General features: G+C 70.2%; 22 protein-coding genes and 1 tRNA gene. 10 read left to right on the top strand and 13 right to left on the bottom strand.

The window, feature by feature from the left end:
• Nucleotides 1-32: 32 nt before the first annotated feature.
• From ygfZ to BJY17_RS07735, 3 genes are all read right to left on the bottom strand, one after another.
• Nucleotides 33-1,199 (bottom strand): CAF17-like 4Fe-4S cluster assembly/insertion protein YgfZ, encoded by a 1,167-nt coding sequence (gene ygfZ, locus BJY17_RS07725; RefSeq protein ID WP_179550844.1) that lies wholly within the window; start codon nt 1,197-1,199, stop codon nt 33-35.
• Nucleotides 1,199-1,807 carry a nitrobindin family protein gene (locus tag BJY17_RS07730; RefSeq protein WP_179550845.1) on the bottom strand — a complete coding sequence of 203 codons (609 nt, stop codon included), beginning with the start codon at nt 1,805-1,807 and terminating at the stop codon, nt 1,199-1,201. The genes ygfZ and BJY17_RS07730 overlap by 1 nt, the downstream gene beginning before the upstream one ends.
• A gap of 155 nt (nt 1,808-1,962) precedes the next feature.
• Complete coding sequence (locus tag BJY17_RS07735) at nt 1,963-2,277, bottom strand: hypothetical protein (RefSeq protein WP_179550846.1); 315 nt, start codon at nt 2,275-2,277, stop codon at nt 1,963-1,965.
• Nucleotides 2,278-2,353: 76 nt separating this feature from the next.
• Between BJY17_RS07735 and BJY17_RS07740 the strand changes: the two genes are divergently transcribed.
• The 7 genes from BJY17_RS07740 (at nt 2,354) to pstB (ending at nt 10,457) form a co-directional block, all read left to right on the top strand.
• Nucleotides 2,354-3,040 carry a response regulator transcription factor gene (locus tag BJY17_RS07740; RefSeq protein ID WP_179550847.1) on the top strand — a complete coding sequence of 229 codons (687 nt, stop codon included), beginning with the start codon at nt 2,354-2,356 and terminating at the stop codon, nt 3,038-3,040.
• Nucleotides 3,041-3,084: 44 nt separating this feature from the next.
• Nucleotides 3,085-5,277, top strand: a complete 2,193-nt coding sequence (locus BJY17_RS07745; protein WP_179550848.1) for an RNA degradosome polyphosphate kinase — start codon at nt 3,085-3,087, stop codon at nt 5,275-5,277.
• Nucleotides 5,274-6,209 (top strand): NUDIX hydrolase, encoded by a 936-nt coding sequence (locus BJY17_RS07750; RefSeq protein ID WP_179550849.1) that lies wholly within the window; start codon nt 5,274-5,276, stop codon nt 6,207-6,209. The genes BJY17_RS07745 and BJY17_RS07750 overlap by 4 nt, the downstream gene beginning before the upstream one ends.
• A gap of 230 nt (nt 6,210-6,439) precedes the next feature.
• Nucleotides 6,440-7,531 (top strand): phosphate ABC transporter substrate-binding protein PstS, encoded by a 1,092-nt coding sequence (locus BJY17_RS07755; protein WP_179550850.1) that lies wholly within the window; start codon nt 6,440-6,442, stop codon nt 7,529-7,531.
• A gap of 91 nt (nt 7,532-7,622) precedes the next feature.
• The gene (gene pstC / locus BJY17_RS07760; protein ID WP_179550851.1) at nt 7,623-8,561 is read left to right on the top strand and encodes a phosphate ABC transporter permease subunit PstC; all 939 of its coding nucleotides are present in this window, start codon (nt 7,623-7,625) and stop codon (nt 8,559-8,561) included.
• Nucleotides 8,561-9,655 (top strand): phosphate ABC transporter permease PstA, encoded by a 1,095-nt coding sequence (gene pstA, locus BJY17_RS07765; RefSeq protein WP_179550852.1) that lies wholly within the window; start codon nt 8,561-8,563, stop codon nt 9,653-9,655. The genes pstC and pstA overlap by 1 nt, the downstream gene beginning before the upstream one ends.
• A 22-nt stretch (nt 9,656-9,677) precedes the next feature.
• A complete protein-coding gene (gene pstB, locus BJY17_RS07770; protein ID WP_074260222.1) occupies nt 9,678-10,457 on the top strand; it encodes a phosphate ABC transporter ATP-binding protein PstB in 780 nt (259 codons plus the stop codon).
• A gap of 12 nt (nt 10,458-10,469) precedes the next feature.
• Here pstB and BJY17_RS07775 read toward each other — a convergent pair whose 3' ends face one another.
• The 4 genes from BJY17_RS07775 to BJY17_RS07790 form a co-directional block, all read right to left on the bottom strand.
• Nucleotides 10,470-11,357 (bottom strand): aminodeoxychorismate lyase, encoded by an 888-nt coding sequence (locus BJY17_RS07775; protein ID WP_179550853.1) that lies wholly within the window; start codon nt 11,355-11,357, stop codon nt 10,470-10,472.
• 230 nt (nt 11,358-11,587) lie between these two features.
• Nucleotides 11,588-12,226: a DNA-directed RNA polymerase subunit beta gene (locus tag BJY17_RS07780; protein WP_179550854.1), complete on the bottom strand. Its 639-nt coding sequence runs from the start codon at nt 12,224-12,226 to the stop codon at nt 11,588-11,590.
• Nucleotides 12,227-12,237: 11 nt separating this feature from the next.
• On the bottom strand, nt 12,238-12,954 hold the full coding sequence (locus BJY17_RS07785; RefSeq protein WP_179550855.1) for a response regulator transcription factor: 717 nt from the start codon (nt 12,952-12,954) through the stop codon (nt 12,238-12,240).
• Nucleotides 12,951-14,207, bottom strand: a complete 1,257-nt coding sequence (locus BJY17_RS07790; RefSeq protein WP_179550856.1) for a sensor histidine kinase — start codon at nt 14,205-14,207, stop codon at nt 12,951-12,953. The genes BJY17_RS07785 and BJY17_RS07790 overlap by 4 nt, the downstream gene beginning before the upstream one ends.
• Before the next feature lie 131 nt (nt 14,208-14,338).
• Between BJY17_RS07790 and BJY17_RS07795 the strand changes: the two genes are divergently transcribed.
• The gene (locus BJY17_RS07795; RefSeq protein ID WP_179550857.1) at nt 14,339-15,502 is read left to right on the top strand and encodes a hypothetical protein; all 1,164 of its coding nucleotides are present in this window, start codon (nt 14,339-14,341) and stop codon (nt 15,500-15,502) included.
• Between the two features lie 149 nt (nt 15,503-15,651).
• Complete coding sequence (locus BJY17_RS07800; RefSeq protein ID WP_179550858.1) at nt 15,652-16,197, top strand: ScyD/ScyE family protein; 546 nt, start codon at nt 15,652-15,654, stop codon at nt 16,195-16,197.
• Here BJY17_RS07800 and BJY17_RS07805 read toward each other — a convergent pair whose 3' ends face one another.
• Complete coding sequence (locus BJY17_RS07805; protein WP_179550859.1) at nt 16,198-16,740, bottom strand: hypothetical protein; 543 nt, start codon at nt 16,738-16,740, stop codon at nt 16,198-16,200.
• An 8-nt stretch (nt 16,741-16,748) separates the two neighbouring features.
• On the opposite strand from BJY17_RS07805, the gene BJY17_RS07810 reads away from it, so the two are divergent.
• Nucleotides 16,749-16,820, top strand: a tRNA-Lys gene (locus BJY17_RS07810).
• Between the two features lie 201 nt (nt 16,821-17,021).
• On the opposite strand, the gene BJY17_RS07815 is transcribed toward BJY17_RS07810, so the two are convergent.
• The 5 genes from BJY17_RS07815 to BJY17_RS07835 all read right to left on the bottom strand — a co-directional run bounded on the left by BJY17_RS07815 (nt 17,022) and on the right by BJY17_RS07835 (nt 21,772).
• Complete coding sequence (locus BJY17_RS07815) at nt 17,022-17,204, bottom strand: YegP family protein (protein WP_179550860.1); 183 nt, start codon at nt 17,202-17,204, stop codon at nt 17,022-17,024.
• A gap of 167 nt (nt 17,205-17,371) precedes the next feature.
• Nucleotides 17,372-18,412, bottom strand: coding sequence for an LLM class F420-dependent oxidoreductase (locus BJY17_RS07820; protein WP_179550861.1), 1,041 nt, complete (start codon nt 18,410-18,412; stop codon nt 17,372-17,374).
• A 101-nt stretch (nt 18,413-18,513) separates the two neighbouring features.
• Entirely contained in the window at nt 18,514-19,401 is an 888-nt protein-coding gene (locus tag BJY17_RS07825) for an anti-sigma factor (protein WP_179550862.1), read from the bottom strand.
• Nucleotides 19,398-19,994 (bottom strand): ECF RNA polymerase sigma factor SigK, encoded by a 597-nt coding sequence (sigK, locus tag BJY17_RS07830; RefSeq protein ID WP_179552773.1) that lies wholly within the window; start codon nt 19,992-19,994, stop codon nt 19,398-19,400. The genes BJY17_RS07825 and sigK overlap by 4 nt, the downstream gene beginning before the upstream one ends.
• A 65-nt stretch (nt 19,995-20,059) precedes the next feature.
• The gene (locus tag BJY17_RS07835) at nt 20,060-21,772 is read right to left on the bottom strand and encodes a cytochrome c biogenesis protein DipZ (RefSeq protein WP_179550863.1); all 1,713 of its coding nucleotides are present in this window, start codon (nt 21,770-21,772) and stop codon (nt 20,060-20,062) included.
• Nucleotides 21,773-21,817: the final 45 nt, after the last annotated feature.

The raw sequence follows: 21,817 nt of genomic DNA on the forward strand, positions 1-21,817 counted from the left end.
CATCTCGACCGTCCGCGAACCGTCCCGACCGGCTACCCCTTGTGCACTCCGAGTCGAGGAAGCCGCGGCACCTCGACCGCGGCTCCGGCATCGGCCGGCACGATCTCGACCTGGGCGGCGGCGACCTCGGTGCCGTGGCTCAGCACGATGAGCGGCAGGTCGGCAGGCACCGCACGCTTCACGACCGCGAGCGCGACCGGGCCGAGTTCGTGGTGCATCACCGCGGTGGTGATGCGGCCGACGACCTTGCGCTCGGGCGCTTCACCCGCTGCGGGCTCGGGTCGCGCCTTCTCTCCGACGACCTCGTCGCCCGGCGCCGGCAGCACGGTGTCGCTGCCGTCGAGGTGCAGCAGCACGAGCCTGCGCGGGGGGCGACCGAGGTTCAGCACCTTGGCGACCGTCTCCTGGCCCTTGTAGCAGCCCTTGCCGAGATCGACGGCGCTGCGCAGCCAGTCGAGTTCGTGCGGGATGGTGCGGTCGTCGACCTCGGTCGCGAGCCGGGGGCGCCACGCGGCGACGCGCAGCGCCTCGGCTGCCATGGAGCCTGCAGCGTCGACGGAGCCGGCGCGCACGGCCGCGGCCGCTTCGGCGAGCGCGGTGCGCGGCACGATGCGTTCGATCCAGTGCCATTCGGATGCCGGGTGGCCGGCGTCGTGGGCGTACTGGTGGCCGCCGGGGCGGGGGTGCGCCCACGGGTCGACCCAGTCGAGCGCCACGCCTGCCGGAGCGTATGCCGGGGTCGCGGCGTCGAGCGCCGAGGACGACATGGCGCCGAGCACGGCGACGTCGCCGCTCGCATCGGCGACCTCGACGCGCAGCATGAAGCGCATGCGATCGAGGAAGGCGGCGACGGCGACGGCCTCGTCACCCTCGACGATGAGCCAGGTCGTCTCGCCGTCGTCGATCACGTGGGCGGCGTGCTCGACCCTGCCCGATGCGTCGAGCAGCAGCGCTTCGGTGCCCTCGCCCGGTTGCAGACGCGCGAGCGCCTGGCTCGCCATGGAGTGCAACCACGACAGCCGGTCGGGGCCCGCGACGGTCACGACGCCGCGGTTCGACAGGTCGACGATCGCGTCGCCGCGCTCGAGGTGGCGCTGCTCGACGATGGGGTTGCCGTAGTGGCCGGCGACGCCGGCGTCGACGCCCTCGGCTGCGGACGCGACGGCACCCGGGAGTGCGAGGAACGGGGATTCGGTCATCAGTCGACCTTCGCGAGTCTGGCCGACGCGTGAGTGCGCAGGTCTTGGCCGAGGGCGGCGATGTCCCACGCCCAGAGCAGGTGTCCGTCGACGAGGCCGTAGAGGCGGGTCGCCGCGGAGTAGTCCTTCGCACCGCTCCCGCGCATGACCGCATCGGTCGCGAGGTCGATGCGCGGCCCCTTGACCTGGCCGAGGTAGAGCTCGCTGACACCGCCCGGATGCACGAGCGACACCTCGACGTCGAACCCGCCGTCGGCGTTGCGCAGCGTCTCGACCGAATCGGCGTCGGTGTACCGGGACTCGCCGCGCGCGGGCAGCATCGCCGGGCCCTGGTCGCCATCGCCGAGTGCTCGGGCGAGGCGCCAGTATCCCGTCTCGGTGACGAGCGGGGTCGGCTCCCCGCCTTCCTCGGCGGGGAACAGCCAGGTGTACGAGGTGTAGTTCAGATGCGGCAGGCCGTCGTGGCTGAAGCTGACGCGCTGACCGAACTCGTGGGTGACCGACTCGTCGCCGACCGCGTAGTCGACGACGCCCGATCCCTCCCAGACGCCGAGGAGCCAGGAGAGCGGCACGAGTTCTGCCGGAAGGTCGACGGGCAGCTCGATCATCGCCACATCTTCACCAGCACCTAGCGCTGGCCCTTGAAGAGCTTGTAGACGACCACGCCGCTGATCCACGCGATCGCGAGGCTCGCGAGACCGAGCAGGCCGATGAAGAGGAGTTCGAGGGCGAGCAGCTCAGACATGCTTCGAGTGTATCCCGCTCACGCGGTCGCGATGGGCGCGACCACGAGCCCGGCGATCGCGACGATCGCCGCGGCGCCGGTGATGCTCCAGCTCACGCGCAGCACGAACCCCTCGGGGCGTCGCGTCGCGAGCTGCACGATGAGCGCTCCGATCACGGATGCCGCGAGCACGATGCCGAGCGCGCCGTACACGCCGAGGCGCGACGCGTCGCCGAACCAGGCCGCCGTTCCGGAGTAGGCGAGCGTCACGATAACGATCGACCCGATGAGCGCGATCGCCCAGACGACAGCGATCCCGAGCCATCCGCTGCTCGTGTCGGTCTGGTCCGTCATCGTCTCCCCATTCGTGTCGCGGAGCGCGTCTTCGCGTCCCGTAGTATTGACCGCACCTTACTACTGGAGGGTATGCGTGGCGCAGCTGCTGATCTTGTCGCCGGCAGCAAACGATGACGTTCTTCCGGCTCTGTCACTCCTGACTCACCGAACCCGGGTCATTCCCGCTTCGCCTGAGCAGCTGGTCAGAGCGCCGGAATCCGATCTCGTCTTCCTCGATGCCCGCACCAATCTGGCCGGCGCGAAGGCGCTCTCGCAGATCCTCCGCACGACCGGCCTCTCGGTGCCGCTCGTGCTCATCGTCACCGAAGGCGGGCTCACGGCCGTCACGCCCGACTGGGGCATCGACGACGTCGTGCTCGAACACGCCGGGCCGGCAGAGCTCGACGCCCGCATCCGGCTCGCGATCGGGCGGTCGCAGTCGTCGCAGCCGAGCGAGCGCATCCAGACCTCGGGCGTCGTGATCGACGAGGCGAGCTACTCGGCGAAGGTGCACGGGCGCACGCTCGACCTCACCTACAAGGAGTTCGAGCTGCTCCGCTTCCTCGCGGCCCACCCCTCGCGCGTCTTCACCCGCGAGCAGCTGCTCAGCGAGGTGTGGGGCTACGACTACTTCGGCGGCACCCGCACCGTCGACGTGCACGTGCGACGGCTCCGGGCCAAGCTCGGCGACCTCGACAGCCTCATCGGCACGGTGCGCAATGTCGGCTATCGCTTCAACGTCCACGAAGACGACGAGGACGCCCCCGTCACCGCCCGTTGACCAAACCACATCTCCCGGTCACACCCCAGTGGCATGATGTGGAGATGACCGCCGACAGCATCCTCGACGACCGCACGTCGAGCGACTTCGACGACGACTTCGAGCCGTTCGACCTCGAAGGCGCACCCGAACTCGAAACCGAACGCTATCTCGACCGCGAACTCAGCTGGCTCGCGTTCAACCAGCGGGTGCTCGAGCTCGCCGAAGACCCTCGGGTGCCCGTGCTCGAACGGGCGAACTTCCTCGCGATCTTCGCGTCGAACCTCGACGAGTTCTTCATGGTGCGGGTCGCCGGGCTGAAGCGGCGCATCGTCACGGGCCTCGCCGTGCCCACGAACGTCGGCCGCTCGCCGCTCGACGTGCTGAGCGACATCTCGGCGAAGGCGCACGAACTGCAGGAGCGGCATGCCGCCGCCTACCAGCAGCTCGTCAAGCCCACGCTCGCCGAATCCGGCATCCGCATCATCACCTGGGCCGAGCTCGGCGACGTCGAGCGCGAACACCTGCGCGACTACTTCTCGAAGCAGATCTTCCCCGTGCTGATGCCGCTCGCGGTCGACCCCGCCCACCCGTTCCCCTACATCTCCGGCCTGTCCCTGAACCTCTCGGTGCGTGTGCGCAACAGCCGCACCGGCCGACAGGAGTTCGCCCGCGTCAAGGTGCCGCAGATGCTGCCGCGGTTCGTGCGCGTCGACCCCGGGGAGTCCATCGAAGACGCCGGGTACATCACCCTCGAAGACCTCATCGCCAACCACCTCGGCGACCTCTTCCCCGGCATGGAGATCGTGGAGCACCACGTGTTCCGCGTCACGCGCAACGAAGACGTCGAGATCGAGGAGGACGAGACCGAGAACCTGATCAAGGCGCTCGAGAAGGAGCTGCTGCGCCGCAGGTTCGGCCCGCCCATCCGCCTCGAGATCACCGACGACATGGACGAGGTGACGCTCGGGCTCCTCGTGCGCGAGCTCGACGTCACCGAGCAGGAGGTGTTCCGCCTGCCCGCGCCGCTCGACCTCGGCGGCCTGTTCGACCTCTCGCGCCTCGACCGCCCCGAGCTGCACTACCCGACGCACGTGCCGACGACCGCGCTGCAACTGCAGCCGAGCGACTCGAACCTTCGGGCCGACGTGTTCACGGCGATCTCGCGCCAAGACGTGCTGCTGCACCACCCCTACGAATCGTTCGCCACGAGCGTGCAGGCCTTCCTCGAGCAGGCTGCAGCAGACCCCGACGTGCTCGCGATCAAGCAGACCCTCTACCGCACCTCGGGCGACAGCCCCATCGTCGAGGCGCTCATCGACGCGGCCGAGTCGGGCAAGCAGGTGCTCGCCCTCGTCGAGATCAAGGCGCGCTTCGACGAGCAGGCGAACATCTCGTGGGCGCGCAAGCTCGAGAAGGCCGGCGTGCACGTCGTCTACGGCCTCGTCGGGCTGAAGACGCACTGCAAGCTCGCCCTCGTGATCCGTCAGGAGAAGGGGGGCCTGCGCCACTACAGCCACATCGGCACGGGCAACTACAACCCGAAGACGAGCCGCATCTACGAGGACCTGGGCCTGCTCACGGCCGACGATCAGGTCGGCAAAGACCTGACCCGGCTCTTCAACGAGCTCTCGGGCTACGCGATCGAGAAGAAGTTCAAGCGACTCCTCGTGGCCCCGCTGCACCTGCGCAAGGGCCTCCTGAAGCTCATCGCGGGCGAGATCGCCAATGCCGAAGCGGGCCGGCCCGCCGGCATCCGCATCAAGATGAACTCCATCGTCGACGAGGCGATCATCGACGCGCTCTACCGGGCGTCCAACGCGGGCGTGCCGGTCGAGGTGTGGGTGCGCGGCATCTGCAGCCTCCGCCCCGGCATCCCCGGCCTCAGCGAGCACATCACGGTGCGGTCGATCCTGGGCCGCTACCTCGAGCACTCGCGCATCTTCTCGTTCTTGAACGACGGCGACCCGCAGGTCTACATCGGCTCGGCCGACATGATGCACCGCAACCTCGACCGTCGGGTCGAGGCGCTCGTGCGCCTCGCCGATCCGAGCCATCTGACCGAGATCGACGCACTCTTCGACCTCGCGATGGCCGAGACGACGAGCTCGTGGTGGCTCGACGGCACGGGCGAATGGATCCGCCACGCGACCGACGAGGCGGGGCATCCGCTCGACGACATGCAGAATAGGCTCATGCAGCAGATCGGCCAGCGCACCCGCTCAGGGCAGCGCCCACGATCGGGTTCCAGGCGGTGACGACGGCGATCTACGCCGCCGGGGCCGTCTGCTGGCGCCTCATCGACGGCAAGGTGCACGTGCTGGTGATCCACCGCACCGTCTACGGCGACGTCACGATCCCCAAGGGCAAGGTCGACCCGGGCGAGTCCCTGCCGCAGACCGCCGTGCGCGAGATCGAGGAGGAGACCGGGCTGTCGGTCGCGCTCGGCGTGCCGCTCGGAGTCTCCCGCTATCCGCTGCCGAGCGGCCGCGAGAAGATCGTGCACTACTGGGCCGCCGAGGTGAGCGATCGGGCCGTGCAGCGCTCGACCTTCAAACCCAACGCCGAGGTGGCCGCGCTCGAGTGGGTCACCATCAAGCGTGCGCGCACCTATCTGAGCTACGAGCCCGACGTCGAGATCCTCGACGCCTTCGCGACGCTCGTCGACCAAGGGGTCACCTCGACCTTCGCGCTCTCCGTCGTGCGTCACGGCAAGGCCGTCGGCCGCTCGTCGTGGGCCGGTGACGACGCGACGCGGCCGCTCACCGAGCGGGGCGTCGAGCAGGCCGCGGGCCTCGTCGCGACGCTCGGCGCGTGGGCACCGAAGCGCATCGTGTCGAGTCCGGCAGTGCGCTGCGTGACGACGGTCACCCCGCTCGCCGCGGCTGCGGGCCTCGAGATCAAGCGCGACGCCGGCATCAGCCAAGACGCCTGGGAGGCCGGCGAAGACGAGGTCCGTCGAGTCGTCGGCAAGCGGGTGCGCGCCGGCAGGAGCGCGATCATCTGCAGCCACGGCCCGGTGCTGCCCGAGATCATGCGCGAGGTCGCCCTCGCCACCGGCACGCCGCTCGGCTCCTACGTGACGGATGCCGCGGGGCTCGAGACGGGCGCGTTCAGCGTCGTGCACCTCTCCGCCACGAGCCCCGGCTCGGGCATCATCGCGATCGAGACGCACGCGCCACGCGCCTGAATCGCCTCCGAGCACCTCCGCAGCATTCCCAGCAGACCCCCAGTCGAGGGCGCAGAGCCCCGCTGCGGCCCACGGACCGGCATCCCCGGCGGCCCGCGAGGCCAGTGCGACAGCGGTCGTTCACCTGCTGTTTACCGTCGTAACGGATGCTCGTAAGGCGCGCTCATTAGCGTCGCAGGCGGGTCGGCACCGGCCCACAACCTGCAACCGAACCCCGGAAGGGAATTCACGTGAACCTCAAGCGTCTCGGCGTGCCCGCCGTCATCGCCGTCACCGCGGCGATCGCGCTCAGCTCCTGTGCCACGAACGAAGGCGGCGCAGCTCCGTCGGAGTCGGCATCGACGCTCTCGGGCAACCTCGTCGGCGCGGGCGCATCCTCACAGGATGCGGCCCAGCAGTCGTGGATCGCCGGTTTCCAGACCGCGAACCCCGACGTCACCGTCGACTACGACCCCTCCGGATCGGGTGCAGGTCGCGAGACCTTCCTCGAGGGCGCCAGCGACTTCGCCGGCTCCGACCGCGCCTTCAAGGACGAGGAGCTCGCCGCGGGCGGCTTCAAGAAGTGCGCCCCCGACTCGACCATCGTCGAGCTGCCCCTCTACATCTCGCCGATCGCGGTCATCTTCAACGTCGAGGGCGTCGACTCGCTCGACCTCGACGCGGCGACCGTCGCTGGCATCTTCGCCGGCACGATCACCAACTGGAACGACCCGGCGATCGCCGCGACGAACCCCGACGCGACGCTCCCCGACCTCGCCATCACGCCCGTGCACCGCTCGGACGACTCGGGCACCACCGAGAACTTCACCGAGTACCTCGGCGCAGCAGCAGCCGACGTGTGGACCTGGGAAGCCGACGGCGTCTGGCCGTTCGAGGGCGGCGAAGCCGCTCAGGGCACCTCGGGCCTCGTCGACGCCGTGACCAACGGCAACGGCACCATCGGCTACGCCGACGCCTCGCGCGCCGGTGACCTCGGTACCGTCGCGATCAAGGTCGGCGACGAGTTCGTGCCGTACTCCCCCGAGGCTGCTGCCGCGATCGTCGACCACTCGCCGTTCGCCGAAGGCCGCGCCGAGGGCGACCTCGCCATCGACATCGACCGCACCTCGGAAGAGGCCGGCGTCTACCCGATCGTGCTCGTGAGCTACCTCATCGCGTGCGGCCAGTACGAGGACCCGGCGAACGTCGACCTCGTCAAGGGCTACCTCTCGTACATCGCGAGCCCCGAGGGCCAGGACACCGCAGCGGCCGACGCCGGTTCGGCTCCGATCTCGGACTCGCTCCGCGAGCAGATCACGGCTGCGATCGACTCGATCCAGTAGTAGGTTCGTGCCCGACCCCGATCGTTCGCGACGGGGTCGGGCACGATCGCGTCTCAAGAACCCGACTCAAGAACTCCGAGGATCGCACCAGATGACGTCCGCACCGGCCCCGATCAAGGCGAAGCTCCGCATCGGCGACCTCGTCTTCTCCCGCTCGGCGGTGTTCGCGGGGTCCATGATCCTCGTCACGCTCGCAGCAGTGGCCATCTTCCTCATCGTGCAGAGCATCCCCGCGGTGGTGGCCACGACCGAAGACGCCTCCATCCTCAAGACGAACTTCTGGGACTACGTCGGTCCGCTCGTCTTCGGCACGGTCTGGGCGGCCGCCCTCGCGCTCCTCGTCGCCCTGCCGATCTCCATCGGCATCGCGCTCTTCATCTCGCACTACGCACCGCGTCGGCTCGCCTCGGTGCTCGGCTACGTCGTCGACCTCCTCGCCGCGGTGCCGTCGGTCGTCTTCGGCCTGTGGGGCATCGGCGTCTTCGCTCCGGCGCTCGTCGATGCCTACGCCTGGCTGAACGAGTACCTCGGCTGGATCCCCCTCTTCAGCGGCACCCCCTCGGCCACGGGTCGCACGATCCTGACGGCGGCCCTGGTGCTCGCCGTCATGGTGCTGCCGATCATGACCGCGATCTGCCGCGAGGTGTTCCTGCAGACTCCGGTGCTGCACGAGGAGGCGGCTCTCGCGCTCGGGGCCACGCGGTGGGAGATGATCCGCACCGCGGTGCTGCCCTTCGGCCGCTCCGGCATCATCTCCGCCTCGGTGCTCGGCCTCGGCCGTGCGCTCGGCGAGACGATGGCCGTCGCGATGGTGCTCTCCGCCTCGCCGGTGATCACGTTCCAGCTGCTGACCTCGGTCAACCCGAACACGATCGCGGCCAACATCGCCCTCAGCTTCCCCGAGGCGTACGGACTGAACGTCAACGTCCTGATCGCCACCGGCCTCATCCTCTTCGTCGTGACCTTCGCGGTCAACGCCTTCGCGCGCTGGATCGTCAGCCGCCGCAAGGAATTCTCGGGAGCCAACTGATGACCATCCAGACCACTCAGGCTCCCGAGACCGGCGTCGCCATCGCCAACTCGCTGACCGCCGGACGGCTCCCGAAGTCGGCGCCGTGGACGATCCTCGTCGCCGCCGTCGCCGTCTCCGCCGCGGTGTTCGCCGTCGTCTCGTTCGGTTCCGGCTCCGGCTACAACTGGGGCGGGGCGCTGTTCATCGGCGCGCTCCTCTACATCCCGGCCATCTGGCTGTTCTCGACGCTCGTCGAGGGGCGCCGCCGGGCGATGGACCGCCTCGTGACGGCGCTCGTGACGGGCGCCTTCCTGCTCGCGATGATCCCGCTCGTCTCGCTCGGCATCACGGTCGTCAGCCTCGGTGCCGCCCGTTTCGACGCCGACTTCTTCTCGATGTCGATGCGCAACGTCACGGGCGAGGGCGGCGGCATCGTGCACGCGATCGTCGGCACCCTGCTCATGACGGGCGCCGCGGCGGTCATCTCGATCCCGATCGGCCTGATGACCTCGATCTACCTCGTGGAGTACGGGCGCGGCAGGCTCGCCCGCGGCGTCACCTTCCTCGTCGACGTCATGACCGGCATCCCGTCGATCGTCGCCGGCCTCTTCGCCTACTCGCTCTTCGCGATCTTCCTGGGCCCCGGCACCCGCACGGGCATCGCCGGCGCCGTGGCGCTCTCGCTCCTCATGATCCCCGTGGTCGTGCGATCGAGCGAGGAGATGCTCCGCCTCGTGCCGAACGAGCTCCGTGAAGCCGCCTTCGCGCTCGGCGTGCCGAAGTGGCTGACGATCGTCAAGGTCGTGCTGCCCACCTCGATCGCCGGCATCACGACGGGCATCATGCTCGCGATCGCCCGCGTCATCGGCGAGACGGCACCGCTCCTCATCGCCGCCGGGTTCACCGCGAGCGTGAACTACAACCTCTTCGACGGGCGCATGCAGTCGCTTCCCGTGTTCGTGTACACGCAGTATGCGAACCAGGGCAACCCGCCGCAGGCGTACCTCGACCGTGCCTGGGCCGCCGCCCTCACCCTCATCCTCATCGTCATGGCGCTGAACCTCATCGCGAGGCTCGTCGCCCGATTCTTCGCGCCGAAGTTCGGCCGCTGACCCCTGCAAGCAAAGGAAACCCGTGTCCAAGCGCATCGAGGTCCGTGACCTCAACGTCTACTACTCGAAGTTCCTCGCCGTCGAGGGCGTCAACCTCGCGATCGAGCCCCGCAGCGTCACGGCCTTCATCGGCCCCTCGGGCTGCGGCAAGTCGACCTTCCTCCGCACGCTGAACCGCATGCACGAGGTCATCCCCGGCGCCCGCGTCGAGGGCGAGGTGCTCATCGACGGCAACAACCTCTACGACCCCGACGTCGATCCGGTGCTCGTGCGCCGCCAGGTGGGCATGGTCTTCCAGCGACCGAACCCGTTCCCGACGATGTCGATCAAGGAGAACGTGCTCGCGGGCGTGAAGCTCAACAACAAGCGCATCTCGAAGTCCGACGCCGAAGAGCTGGTCGAGAAGTCGCTGCGCGGCGCAAACCTGTGGAACGAGGTCAAGGACCGCCTCGACCGCCCCGGATCCGGTCTCTCGGGCGGCCAGCAGCAGCGTCTCTGCATCGCCCGTGCGATCGCGGTCTCCCCCGAGGTCATCCTCATGGACGAGCCGTGCTCTGCACTCGACCCCATCTCGACCCTCGCGATCGAGGACCTCATCGAAGACCTGAAGCAGCAGTACACGATCGTGATCGTGACGCACAACATGCAGCAGGCCTCGCGCGTCAGCGACAAGACCGCGTTCTTCAACATCGCGGGCACGGGCAAGCCCGGCAACCTCATCGAGTACGACGACACCACGACGATCTTCTCGAACCCGTCGGTGCAGGCGACCGAGGACTACGTCTCCGGTCGCTTCGGCTGAGCCGAGCTCCGGTCAGTCGCGCGGCGAGCGCAGGTAGTCGTTGAACGCGCGCGTCTCGGCGGCGTCGTAGGCGACGGATGCCCCGTCGAGCCGCGTCACTCCGGCAGCGAGCCGCACACTCGAGACCAGCCAGATCGCGTCGGCGGTCGCGAGCTCCGCGGTCGGGATGTCGCGGTACCGCGTGCTGCGCCCCGTCGACTCGAGGTGCTCGAAGAGGCTCTGCTGCGTGGTGCCGTGCAGGATCGCTCCGGACGGAGCAGGCGTCGAGAAGACCTCGCCGTGCCGGAGGATCACGCTCGACGTCGGGCCCTCCATGACGTAGTCGTCGGAGGAGACGAAGATCGTGTCGTCGGCGCCGCGGCGGTGCGCCTCCCGCAGGGCCGCCATGTTCGTGGCGTAGCTCAGAGTCTTCGCACCGAGCAGCAGCCACGGCGCGCGTTCCGCTGCGTCGTGCGCGTAGCCGCGATCGAGGGTGACGACGGTGATGCCGCGTTCGCGCACCGCGGTGAAGTCGGCCGCGGGCACGGCGTGCAGCCACGCGGTGGGGGCGGGGCCGTGCTCGACGCCTCTGCTCAGCACGAGCTTGATCGCGAACTCGCCGCGCTGCGGGAGCCGAGCGACCGCCGTATCGATCGCAGCCTGCCACTGGGCGAGGTTCGGCTCGGGCAGCTCGCAGATGAGCGCCGAGTTGCGCAGGCGCGCGAGGTGCGGCCCGGTCTCCTGAGCGTGACCGTCGACGACGCCGATGGTCTCGAAGATGCCGTCGCCCCGTTGCGTCGACAGCTCCCCCACGCGCAGTGCGGGCGCCGCCGCATCGACGTCGCGCAGCGTCGAGGCGACGTCGACGTCGAGTGCGTCGGCGGGAGCGGGTTCGATGAGGAGCGTGACGGTCTCGGGCATGCTCCGATGCTACGCGGATGCCGCGGGCTCGCGCGGCGCCGAGGCATCCGCTCGACGACTCACGACGCACTGCGACGGTCACCGGCATGCAGGAGGCCGGCCGCAGAACGCCTCTCGGCGCGAGGCCGCTCGGAGCGGCGAATATTGGAGCCCGGGGTTACTGCGGCCGGCCACGTCAATTCTAAACGACGACGGGAGGGTGTTCATTCCCATCCCGCTTCGCGGGCTCGTCAGTCGAGCGCGTCGCGCCGCCACAGGCGGGCGCAGGAGGTCAGTTCATCGGCGAGCTCGGTGAGCCGGTAGGCCCGCGTCGTGAGCTTCGCCGGGCGATCGGGATGCACGGCGTCGGTCTCGTCGGCGTCGTCGGCGAGGCTCGCCGAACCCACCGCCGCGACGCGCGCGAAGGCCGCGGCACGCTCGAGCGCGACGGCGAAGTCGCCCGTGAACAGCCCGTGCAGGATTCGGTCGGCGAGCTCGACGACCTCGTCGGGCCCGGCGGGGATGGCTGCGCCCGCGACGACCTGGTCGATCGTGTGGGAGACCTCGGCTCCGCGCTGGAAGGCGAGGCTCATGCTGCGCGGGTCCTGACGGATCAGCGCCCGAAGCAGGTAGACGCGCCAGAGCGCCCCGGGCAGGCTCTTCGCCGAGGCGCGCGACCAGAGCTCGGCGATCGCGTCGATGCCGTGCTCGTCGGTGTAGGCGACCAGGCGCGCGACGACCGCGGGATCGGGGTCGGCCTGCACCCGCGAGAGCAGTGCGGCGGCCGTGTCGTGGGCGACCCTGCTCAGGTGCGCCGGATCCTCCGCACCTTTGAATGCCTCGAACATGCCGGGCGGGAACTTGGTGGGACGGGAGAATTCGGAAGCCATCGCCGCACACCTTACTCGTCTTCGCCGGGAGCCGACCTCGTCGACCGCTCCCGTGCGCCGGCGATCCCGTGCTCGAACGCCCAGATGACGACGTGCACGCGGTCGGCGAGGTCGAGCTTGGCGAGGATCGACCGCACATGGGTCTTCACGGTGTTGCCGGTCAGGTAGAGGCGAGCGGCGACCTGTTCGTTCGACGCACCGGTCACGAGTTGCATGAGCACCTCGCGCTCGCGCGGGGTCAGGGCGGCGAGCAGCGTGGCCGGGTCGGCCGGTTCCGGCGCCTGCGCGACGAACTCGACGAGGCTCGCGGTCGCCCGGGGAGCGAGCACGGCATCGCCGACATGGACGGCCCGGATCGCCGCGGCGATCTCGTCGCTCGAGGCGTCCTTCGTGAGAAAGCCGCTCGCGCCCGCGCGGATCGCCGCGAACACGTACTCGTCGAGGTCGTACGTCGTGAGGATGAGCGCCCGCGTCGCGGGATGCTCGGCCACGAGCCGGCGCGTGGCCTCGATGCCGTCGAGGCGGGGCATCCGGATGTCCATGAGCACGACGTCGAGGCGGTGAGCTCGCGCCAACTCGAGGAGCTCGCCGCCGTCGGATGCCGTGCCGACGAGTTCGAGGTCGGCGTGAGCCTCCACCATGACCGCGACCGCGGAGCGGATGAGCTCCTGGTCATCGGCGATGGCGACGCGGATGCGATCGGATGCCGCGTGGTCGAGGCCGGTCATCGCTTCGTCTCCACAGGCAGCGGCAACGTCAGTCGAGTGCGCCATCCGCCGCCGTCGCGTGGCCCGTTCTCGAGCTCGCCGCCGAGCTGGCGCGCCCGTTCCCGCATGCCTCGGATGCCGCGGCCCTCGGTCGGGCCGCTCGCGGCGGTCTCCGCCCCGCCGTCGTCGTCGACGGTCACCTCGAGCACCTCGGTTCTCCATTCGAGTCGCACCGCGCTCGTCGTCGGCGGCTGCGTGTGCTTCAGCGTGTTCGTGAGGGACTCCTGCACGACGCGGTACACCGTGAGGCCGAGGCCCGGACTGGTCGCGCGAGCCGCCCCGGCCTGTTCGAACGTCGCGGCGCGGCCGGGCGTCGCGGCGCGATCGACGAGCTCCGGCAGATCCGCCAGGCCCGGACTCGGCTCCATCGGTGCGGCATCGTGCTCGCCGCCGCCCGGCGGCACGGCCAGCACCGAGACGAGGCCGCGCATGTCCGACATCGCACTGCGACCGGTCGCCACGACGTGTTCGAGCGCCGCTCGGGCGCGCGCGTCGTCGCGCCCGAGCAGCACGCGGGACGCCTCGGCCTGGGCGACCATGACGGCAAGGGAGTGCGACACCACATCGTGCAGGTCTCGGCCGAGGCGCCGGCGCTCCTCGGCGGCGGCCTCGCGTTCGCGCTGCAGGCGGAGTTCGGCGGCCTGCTCGCGCGCGAGCTCCCGCGCGGCGCGGGCGCGGCGGAGTTCGAGCCGCGAGCGACCGAGCGCCCATGCGGCTCCGATCGACGCCACGAGGAATCCCGCGAGCGTGATCAGCGCGCCCGGTTCGGAGACGATCGCATCGGCCGCGTCGTGGGCGATCGCCACCGCCGTGATCAGCGCTGCTCCCGTGAGCCCCAGCGCGAGCGCAGCGGCGTCGGCCAGACGCTCGCCGCTCGCCGCCGCCGTGAAGACGAAGACGAGGTAGACGAGGCTGCTCGGCAGGAGCACCGCGACGGTGGGGCTGCCCGGCAGGCTCGCCGCGGTCAGAGCCAGCATGATCACCGAGGCGAGCACCAGCCCGCCGACCGGCGAGCGCCGCCGCAGGGCCACGGCCGCGTGCAGCAGCACGAAGGAGCCGATGACGACGGCCCTCCAGCCCGCGTCCACCGGCATCGCTCGGAACACTTCGACGATCGTGAGCGGCAGCAGTGCCGCGGCGGCGGCGAGCGCCGCCACCAGGTCCGCGAGCGTCGGAGTCCGCGCCGATCGGGCGGGGGCGTCTGCAAGGTCCATATCGACGATCACGCTACCGGCGCCGTCGGGCGCGCGCCTCACCCGTCGGGGTGAGGCGCGCGATCCATCGCGCTGGCACGCTGACCGTGGCCGCACCGAGTGGCCGCACACCGATCCAGAGGAGCTGCATCGTGACCACCACCGACCCGGTCGCCCGCGCCATTCCGAGTCGACCGGACTCACTCCGTCGCCGAGCTGCGGAACGCGTCCGGCCACTGGCCCTCACCGCGCTCGTCGCCTCCGCGATCGTCACGGGGCTCTCGATCGTCTGGCTCGTGGACCCGGCGATCAGCCCGTTCGCCCGCCCCGCCACGCCGAGCCTCGCGACCCTGCTGCTCGACCCGACGGCCGCGGCGATCCTCTCGCTCGCCATCGGCGCAGCGGGCATCGTGCTCGGCACGGTACTCGCCGCCCGTCGTCGCGGGTCACGACAGCCGTCGATCGCCGCGGGTGCCGGCGCATCGGCCCTCGCCATCGCCTTCGCCTTCACGTTCGGCAGCATGTCGGGCATCGCCATCACGGGGTACCTCTTCGGCGCAGCCGCTGTGGTCGCCGGCCTCGTCACGATCGCCGTCGCTCTCGTGCGGGCACCCCGACTCGGTACGGCGCTGCTGGCCGGATTGCTCCTGCTGATCGCGGTATCCGTCTGGTGGGCGGGGCTCACCCTCGAAGGTCTCGCGGGCTTCGCCGTCGGAGTCGGCGGCGCACTCGCGGCAGGGCTGCCGGGCTTCGCGGTCGTCGGGCTCGGGATGACCTGCGCACTCGTCTGGGCTGCGGCGGCGATCGTGACGCTCCGTTCGACGGGATCGGGTCGCGTGGCAGCGTGGCTCGTGCGGCACCGTCGGGTGCTCACCGTGCTCGCCGCGATCGGGCCGCTCCCCTACGCCGTGGCGCGGGCGAGCTGGTTGACGCCGTGGCCGCTCTTCGGGCCGAGCAACGCGCACCTCGAACCGGCGACGCTCACCACCGGCCTCGTGATCGGCGCGGGTGCCGCCGCCGCCAGCCTCCTCACACTCGGGCTGATCCTGCCGTGGGGTCGCGTCTTCCCGGGCTGGATGCCGCGCGTCGGCGGACGGCCCGTTCCGGTCGGCGTCGCCGCGGTTCCCGGCTTCATCGCGGCCGGAATCCTCTGCATCGCCGCCGTGCCGATGCTGCTGACGACCGTCGGGCCAGTCGACGCGCCGGCCGACGCCCTGCTGGTGAACCTCGTGCTGCCGTTCTGGTTCTGGGGACCGATGCTCGGGCTCGCCGTGGCGGCGTACGTGGAGTGGCGGGCTCTCGACCGGGAGCCGTAGAAGCGGAGGGGTCCCCTGTTCTGGGCGGAGTCGCAACCTCGACGCCCACGGAACCGAGGAATGCTCTGCCATTGGCTGCCGGCGACGGCACCACTGGGGGAACGCCGTCCGGCATGCCCTCGGACCGCTCCATCCCGAGGAGATCGTTCATGCACACCCGTGTTCCACTCATCGGCGTCGTCTCGACGGTCGCGGTTCTGCCCCCAGCGGCGCCGGTGACCATCACCGCGGAGAACATCGGCGAGGCCCCGTGGCCGACCTGCGTCTCTGGTCACGGTTACCGCGCCGAACCCGTGCCGACCGACGTCGAGATGGGACCGGACGGGCTGCTGTACGTGACGAGCCTGCCCGGCGGCTCGGAGGATCCCGCTCTCGGCCCGCGCGGCGTCGTGTACTCGATCGACCCCGGCACCGGTGAGACGAATCTCGTCGCGACCGGCTTCGGCGGCGCGACGGGCATCGCCGTCGCCCCGAACGGCACGCTCTACGTCGCCGAGCTCTTCGGCGGCCCGATGGGCGCCGGACAGGTCGCAGTCGTGGCCCCCGGGGCCAGCGCGGCGACCTCCGTCATCGAGGTCTCGATGCCCTCGGCGGTCTCGGTTCGTGCCGAGACGCTCTACGTGACGACGGACTCGCTGGGTGATGCCAAGCTGACCGTCGTTCCGCTGAAGGGCGGGGCGCACGCCAAGAAGTGATCAGCTGAACGAAGGATGGGCCGCGCTCGAGCGCGGCCCATCCTTCGGTTCCGGCGGAGGCTCGGAAGCCGATCGATCGTCGCCGGCCGCACGCCGCATGAGGGCGGTCCGCCAGTTCTCGCCCATGCGTTCGTAGGTCACCTTCGCATGGCAGTTGCGACACCGCACGTCGCACATCTCGATCTCACGCATGACCCGAACGGTCGAGTACCCGTCTTGTGCGAGCTTCATCACCTCGGCAGTCTTCTGCACTCCGTCACGATGGTCGAAGTCGAGCACACGCGGGTCTGATTCTCCGCAATCCACGCAAGGGTGCGACAACAGATGCGCCCCCACGACCTCGAGGCAGGACAGACGCTGAACGGCCTTCCTCGCCACGATCGTCCGAATGTGCGACGCCCGATTCTCCGCGTAATAGCGCTTGGCCTTCTCACGGTTGCAGCTCCGGCACATATTCTGCAAACCGTCGGATGATGCCCGTCGAACGTTGAACTCAGTGCGTGGCCTAGACTGCTTGCAGATCGTGCAGCGCTTCTCGCTCACTGATTCTTGCCCCCGTAGCTCAGAGGCAGAGCAGCTGACTTTTAATCAGCGGGTCGGGATGTCGGAATTCCCCGGGGGCACTTCTCCCTCGAGGATCGACAAGTTTCGAGCCCACCGGCTCCACGGAAACCGCTCGTCGTTCGCCCATCGCTCGCCCTTCTCGGGTGTTCGTCTTCGGGTGAACGTATCGGCGGCCGCTGACATTCGGCGAATGGCGGCACTCGGCGTCCGGCGCGCCGCATCGACCCCGTTCCCGGGCACCGCCTCGGCGGGCGTTCGAACTACTCGGTCTGGTCGACGATGGATGCGTCGGGGGCGTTGGAGCGCACCGACTCGATGCCGTTCTTCGCGGCCGCCTTCGTCGTGTAGGCCTCGGATGCCGCGATCGTCTGACCGTTACCGGCCGTCAGTCGGAACCTGAACTGTCCGCTCGCATCCTCGTAGAGCTCGAACGTTCCCGCCATGGCGGCTCCTCCCCAGGTGTCCCTTGCGTCCGCATCCTCGCGGGCACGATCTCACGGTAGCCCCGTACCCGGCACCTGCACCAGAGGCAGACGCGACTTCACCGGGATTGTTTCCCGAGGCGGCATCCGCCCGCCGTTCCATCGGTGCGCGGATGCCGCGGCGCCCGTCAGCCGACGATCGCGCGCAGCCCGGCCATGAGTGCGATGCGCTCGGCCGAGTTGCGGGCGAGCGGCGTCACGGCGAGGGTCGTCACGCCGGCCTCGGCGAACGCGGCGACCCGCTCGGCGACGTGACCGGCCGGGCCGATGAGCGAGATCGCGCTCACGAGCTCGTCGGGCACCGCGGCGATCGCCTCGTCTTTGCGGCCCTCGAGGAAGAGGTCTTGAATCAGCGCAGCCTCGGCCTCGAAGCCGTAGTTCGAGATGAGCTCGTTGTAGAAGTTCTTGCCGCGGGCGCCCATGCCGCCGATGTAGAGCGCGAGCTGGGGCTTCACGAGCGGCAGCACCTGCTCGGGGTGGTCGGTGATCGCGAACGCGGGGCTCGCGAAGATGTCGAGCGGCGCGAGCTCGGGTGCACGCTTCGCGGCGCCCGCGGCGAGCGCGTCGCCCCAGACGCCGGCGGCTCGCTCGGGGTGGAAGAACATCGGCAGCCAGCCGTCGGCGATCTCGGCGGTCTGCTCGACGGACTTCAGGCCGAGGGAGGCGATCGTGATCGGGATGCGCTCGCGCACGGGGTGGTTGATGAGCTTCAGCGGCTTGCCGAGCCCGGTGCCCTCCCCTGCCGGCAGAGGGATCTTGTAACGGCGACCGTCGTGCACCACGGGCTCACGGCGCCAGACCATGCGGCAGATGTCGACGAGTTCGCGGGTGCGGCCGAGCGGCGCGTCGTACGGCACGCCGTGGAAGCCCTCGATGACCTGCGGACCGGACGCTCCGATGCCGAGCTCGAACCGGCCATCGGAGACGTAGTCGAGACCGGCGGCGGTCATCGCGGTGAGCGTGGGGGTGCGCGTGTAGAGCTGCAGGATGCCGGAGGCCAGCGTGACGGTCGAGGTGCGGGCCGCGAGGAAGCCGAGCTGGCTCACGGCGTCGAACGAGTAGGCCTCGGGGACCGCGATGAGATCGACGCCGGCGCGCTCGAGTTCGACGACCTCGTCGGCGACCTCTCGGAATCCGCCTGCGTAATTCAGGAACATGCCGACGCGCATCCGTCACTCCTCATCGTGTGGTGGGCCCGGCCGTTCGGCCACGGGCACTCAGACCCTAACCGAGTGGCAGCGGCGTGGCGGCATCCGTTGTGGCAGGTCGACTACGTCGGGATGACGACGATCGGTTCGGTCGTGGGTTGCGGCGAACCGCCCGCGGGCTCGACGGTGACGCCGACGGCGACGCCCGGCGCGAAGTCGCCCTCGAGCACGCGCCAGGTCTCGCCCTCCGCCACATCGAACGTGCCGGCCGACTGCGCACCCGCGTCGTCGATGTACCAGAGCTCGTACGTCGATGCGTCGCCGACGTCGGGCAGCCCCTCGACGACGACGCCCGAGCGGCTCTGCTCGGCCGACCAGTAGAGCGTGACGGCTCCGCCGCCCTCGATCTCGTGCGTCGACGACTCCACGTCGGGCGCTTCGGCGATCGCCGCCATCTCGCGCTGCGCGCCCCAGCCGTTGGGTCCCGTCCATGCGACGCCGATGACCGCACCGACGATGAGCACGACGGATGCCGCCGCTGCCGCGACGATCGCTCCCGGACGCTGGAACCAGCGGCGCCGGGCGGCGTGTTCGGCCGGGCCGGGCTCGCGCGGAGCCTGAGGTGCTGCGGGCGCAGTCTCCGGGGCCGGCTCCGGCTCCGCGAGAGCGGGCGGTGCGGGCGATGCCGGTGCGGTGGCGGGCATCGCGGGCGCCGCGGCCTCCGGAACCTGCTGCGGCAGCTCGTCGAGCTGTGCCATGAGCCGGGACTTGAGCGCCGGCGGTGGCTCGGCGGGCGTGGTCGCAGCGGCGAGCAGCGCCGCCGTCTCGGCGAAGCCGTCGGCATCGCCCTGCAGCTCGGCGTCGCCGGCGAGCGCGCGCTCGACGGCGGCCCGTTCCTCGGCGTCGACCGCGTCGAGCGCGTACGCCGCGACGGCGTCGCGAAGCGCATCGAGGGCTGCCTCGCCCTGAGTCTCGTCGCGCTCGTCGCGCGGCTCGTTCGTGTCGCTCACGTCGTCACCCCCAATGCGGTTCGCAACCTGATCATGCCGTCTCGCAATCGGGTCTTCACCGTGCCGAGCGGCACGTCGAGGCGGTCGGCGATCTCGCTCTGCGTGAGTCCGCCGTAGTAGGCCAGCGAAACACACTCGCGTTGCAGTTCGCTGAGCCCCCCGAGGGCATCGACGACCCGCTCGTGCTCGACCCTGATCTCGACCGCCTCGGCGACCGTGTCGACGGGCACGTCCAGGTCGCGCACTCCGATGCGGAGGTCGCGATCGCGTGCGGCCTGCGAGGCGCGGATGCGATCGACGGCGCGGCGATGCGCGAGAGTGAACATCCACGCGAGTGCGTTGCCGCGGCTCGCATCGAACCTCGGGGCGGTCTGCCAGATCTCGAGGTACACGTCCTGCGTCACCTCCTCGGCCTGCGCCGGATCGACGACGAGTCGGCGCACGAGGCCGAAGACCCTGGGCGCGGTCTGGTCGTAGAGGTCGCCGAAGGCCTCCCGGTCGCCGGCGCCGACCAGCGTGAGCAGCTGCTCGGCGGTCGGGGCGGGCGCCGGCGCAGTGAGGTCACTGTCGCGGTCGGCCACGCGCCCCAGCATGCCAGATCGGGGGCCGGGCGTCGTGCGTGCCGCGACCGCGGTGCGGTGCGATGCGATGGCATGGCTCATCCGAACGTGAAGGAGTAGGCGTCGACTCCGGCGCTCACGGTGACGGTGATGATTCCGGATGCCGCGGCATCCGTCTTCACGAGTTCATACGAGCGGGGAACGCCGCTGATCGCGATCTCGCGGCGCTCCTCGCCGTCGTCGACGACGATCGTGCCCTCCCCGCCCAGCACCATCCGCACCTCGCTCGCGGTGTAGTCGAGTCGCACCCTTGCGTCGCCGGCCGCCGGGGCGACCGACTGGGTGTCGAGCGCCCAGGAGCCGTCGAGGGCGAAGGAGTCGGCGGCGAGCTGCTTCGGGAACGCGAAGGCGGTCGTCGCCCGGCGATACGGCTCGCGCCCGCCGAAGTTGATCTGCTTCGTCGTGCCGAGGAAGGTCTCCGGCGTCGTGGAACCGGCCTCGGGGGTGTCGTCGGCCTGCTCGGTTGCGGGTGGCAGGTCGACGGCGGAGTCGGCCGCCTGCAGCAGTTCGCGGATGAGCCCCTCGGTCGCGGCGTAGTTGCCCTCGCCGAAGGAGATGTGCCGCACGACGCCCTCGGCGTCGATCAGGTAGTGCGCCGGCCAGTAGCGGTTCCGGTAGTTCGTCCACGTCGCGAGCGAGTTGTCGAGGCCGACCGGGTAGTCGATGCCGAAGGCGGAGATGCCCGCCTCGACGTTGCGCGGCTCCTTCTCGAAGGCGTACTCGGGCGAGTGGATGCCGACGACCGCGAGGCCGGCATCACGGTACGCCTCGTCCCACGCGACGACGTGCGGGACCGAGCGCTGGCAGTTGATGCACGAGTACGCCCAGAAGTCGACGAGCACGACTCGGCCGCGAAGCGCTGCAAGGTCGACCGGCGCTCCGTCATCCGTGTTGAACCACTGCTGGATCCCTGTGATCGACGGTGCCGTGCCGCACGACTCGAGCACCGCGGCGCCGTTCGTGCACTGGTCGAGCTCGTCGTTCTCGTCGTTCACCAGGCCGCCGAGGTCGAGCGCCCGCGTGACTTCGTCGGAGTCGGCGAGCTCCTGCTGGAAGGCGCTCGTGTAGTCGGGCACGAGTCGCTGCAGCAGTTGCGGAAGGTTGAAGACGAGCCCCACGGCGAGCGCGATCATCACGACGCCGCCGGTGATGCGGATGGCGCGCTGGTGCGTGCGGAAGGTCTTCACCCGTTCGGCGACGCGGCGCCCCGCGAGGGCGAAGATGAGGAGCGGGAGCGCGGCGCCCACCGCGAACGAGACGGTCAGCACGACCGTCTCGAGCCCGATGCGCCCCGTCGACCCGGCGACCGTGATCGCCGCGAGCACCGGCCCCGCGCACGGCACGTAGACCGCACCGAGGGCGAGGCCGAGCGGGAACCCGCCCTGCTCGGTGCCGACGTTCCTCCGCGGGATCCACGAGAAGGGCTTCTCGAGGAGTTGCTCGAAGCGGGGCACGATGAGCCCGATGCCGATGAGCACGAGCACGACGATGCCGGCCCAGCGCAGCACGTCCTGCGGCAGCCCGAGCAGGGCGAGCAGGAGCGAGCCGACGAGGGTGAAGACGCTGAAGCTCACCACCAGCCCCGCGATGACGAGGTACGGTCGCCAGCGCCCGGCCGCCGGGGCATCCGACGTGCCCCTCGCGCTCTGCGCTCCGCCCGACAGGAAGATGACCGGCAGCACCGGGAGGATGCAGGGCGAGATGCCGGTGATGAGGCCTCCGAGGAGGCCGATGAGGGCGAGGGTGATCACGGGGTCCTGCTTTCTCGGGTCGACGGTGGTTCGCAGCCGAAGCGG

The organism is Agromyces hippuratus, from assembly GCF_013410355.1.
GTDB lineage: Bacteria > Actinomycetota > Actinomycetes > Actinomycetales > Microbacteriaceae > Agromyces > Agromyces hippuratus.

What these genes read in the sequence shown, in the direction of transcription:
- BJY17_RS07820 (WP_179550861.1), bottom strand. Translation starts at nt 18,412, where the DNA reads ATGCGCGTCGGCATGTTCCTGAATTACGCAGGCGGATTCCGAGAGGTC.
- BJY17_RS07730 (WP_179550845.1), bottom strand. Translation starts at nt 1,807, where the DNA reads ATGATCGAGCTGCCCGTCGACCTTCCGGCAGAACTCGTGCCGCTCTCC.
- ygfZ (WP_179550844.1), bottom strand. Translation starts at nt 1,199, where the DNA reads ATGACCGAATCCCCGTTCCTCGCACTCCCGGGTGCCGTCGCGTCCGCA.
- BJY17_RS07735 (WP_179550846.1), bottom strand. Translation starts at nt 2,277, where the DNA reads ATGACGGACCAGACCGACACGAGCAGCGGATGGCTCGGGATCGCTGTC.
- BJY17_RS07790 (WP_179550856.1), bottom strand. Translation starts at nt 14,207, where the DNA reads ATGGACCTTGCAGACGCCCCCGCCCGATCGGCGCGGACTCCGACGCTC.
- BJY17_RS07785 (WP_179550855.1), bottom strand. Translation starts at nt 12,954, where the DNA reads ATGACCGGCCTCGACCACGCGGCATCCGATCGCATCCGCGTCGCCATC.
- pstA (WP_179550852.1), top strand. Translation starts at nt 8,561, where the DNA reads ATGACCATCCAGACCACTCAGGCTCCCGAGACCGGCGTCGCCATCGCC.
- BJY17_RS07780 (WP_179550854.1), bottom strand. Translation starts at nt 12,226, where the DNA reads ATGGCTTCCGAATTCTCCCGTCCCACCAAGTTCCCGCCCGGCATGTTC.
- BJY17_RS07745 (WP_179550848.1), top strand. Translation starts at nt 3,085, where the DNA reads ATGACCGCCGACAGCATCCTCGACGACCGCACGTCGAGCGACTTCGAC.
- pstC (WP_179550851.1), top strand. Translation starts at nt 7,623, where the DNA reads ATGACGTCCGCACCGGCCCCGATCAAGGCGAAGCTCCGCATCGGCGAC.
- BJY17_RS07800 (WP_179550858.1), top strand. Translation starts at nt 15,652, where the DNA reads ATGCACACCCGTGTTCCACTCATCGGCGTCGTCTCGACGGTCGCGGTT.
- sigK (WP_179552773.1), bottom strand. Translation starts at nt 19,994, where the DNA reads ATGCTGGGGCGCGTGGCCGACCGCGACAGTGACCTCACTGCGCCGGCG.
- BJY17_RS07775 (WP_179550853.1), bottom strand. Translation starts at nt 11,357, where the DNA reads ATGCCCGAGACCGTCACGCTCCTCATCGAACCCGCTCCCGCCGACGCA.
- BJY17_RS07815 (WP_179550860.1), bottom strand. Translation starts at nt 17,204, where the DNA reads ATGGCGGGAACGTTCGAGCTCTACGAGGATGCGAGCGGACAGTTCAGG.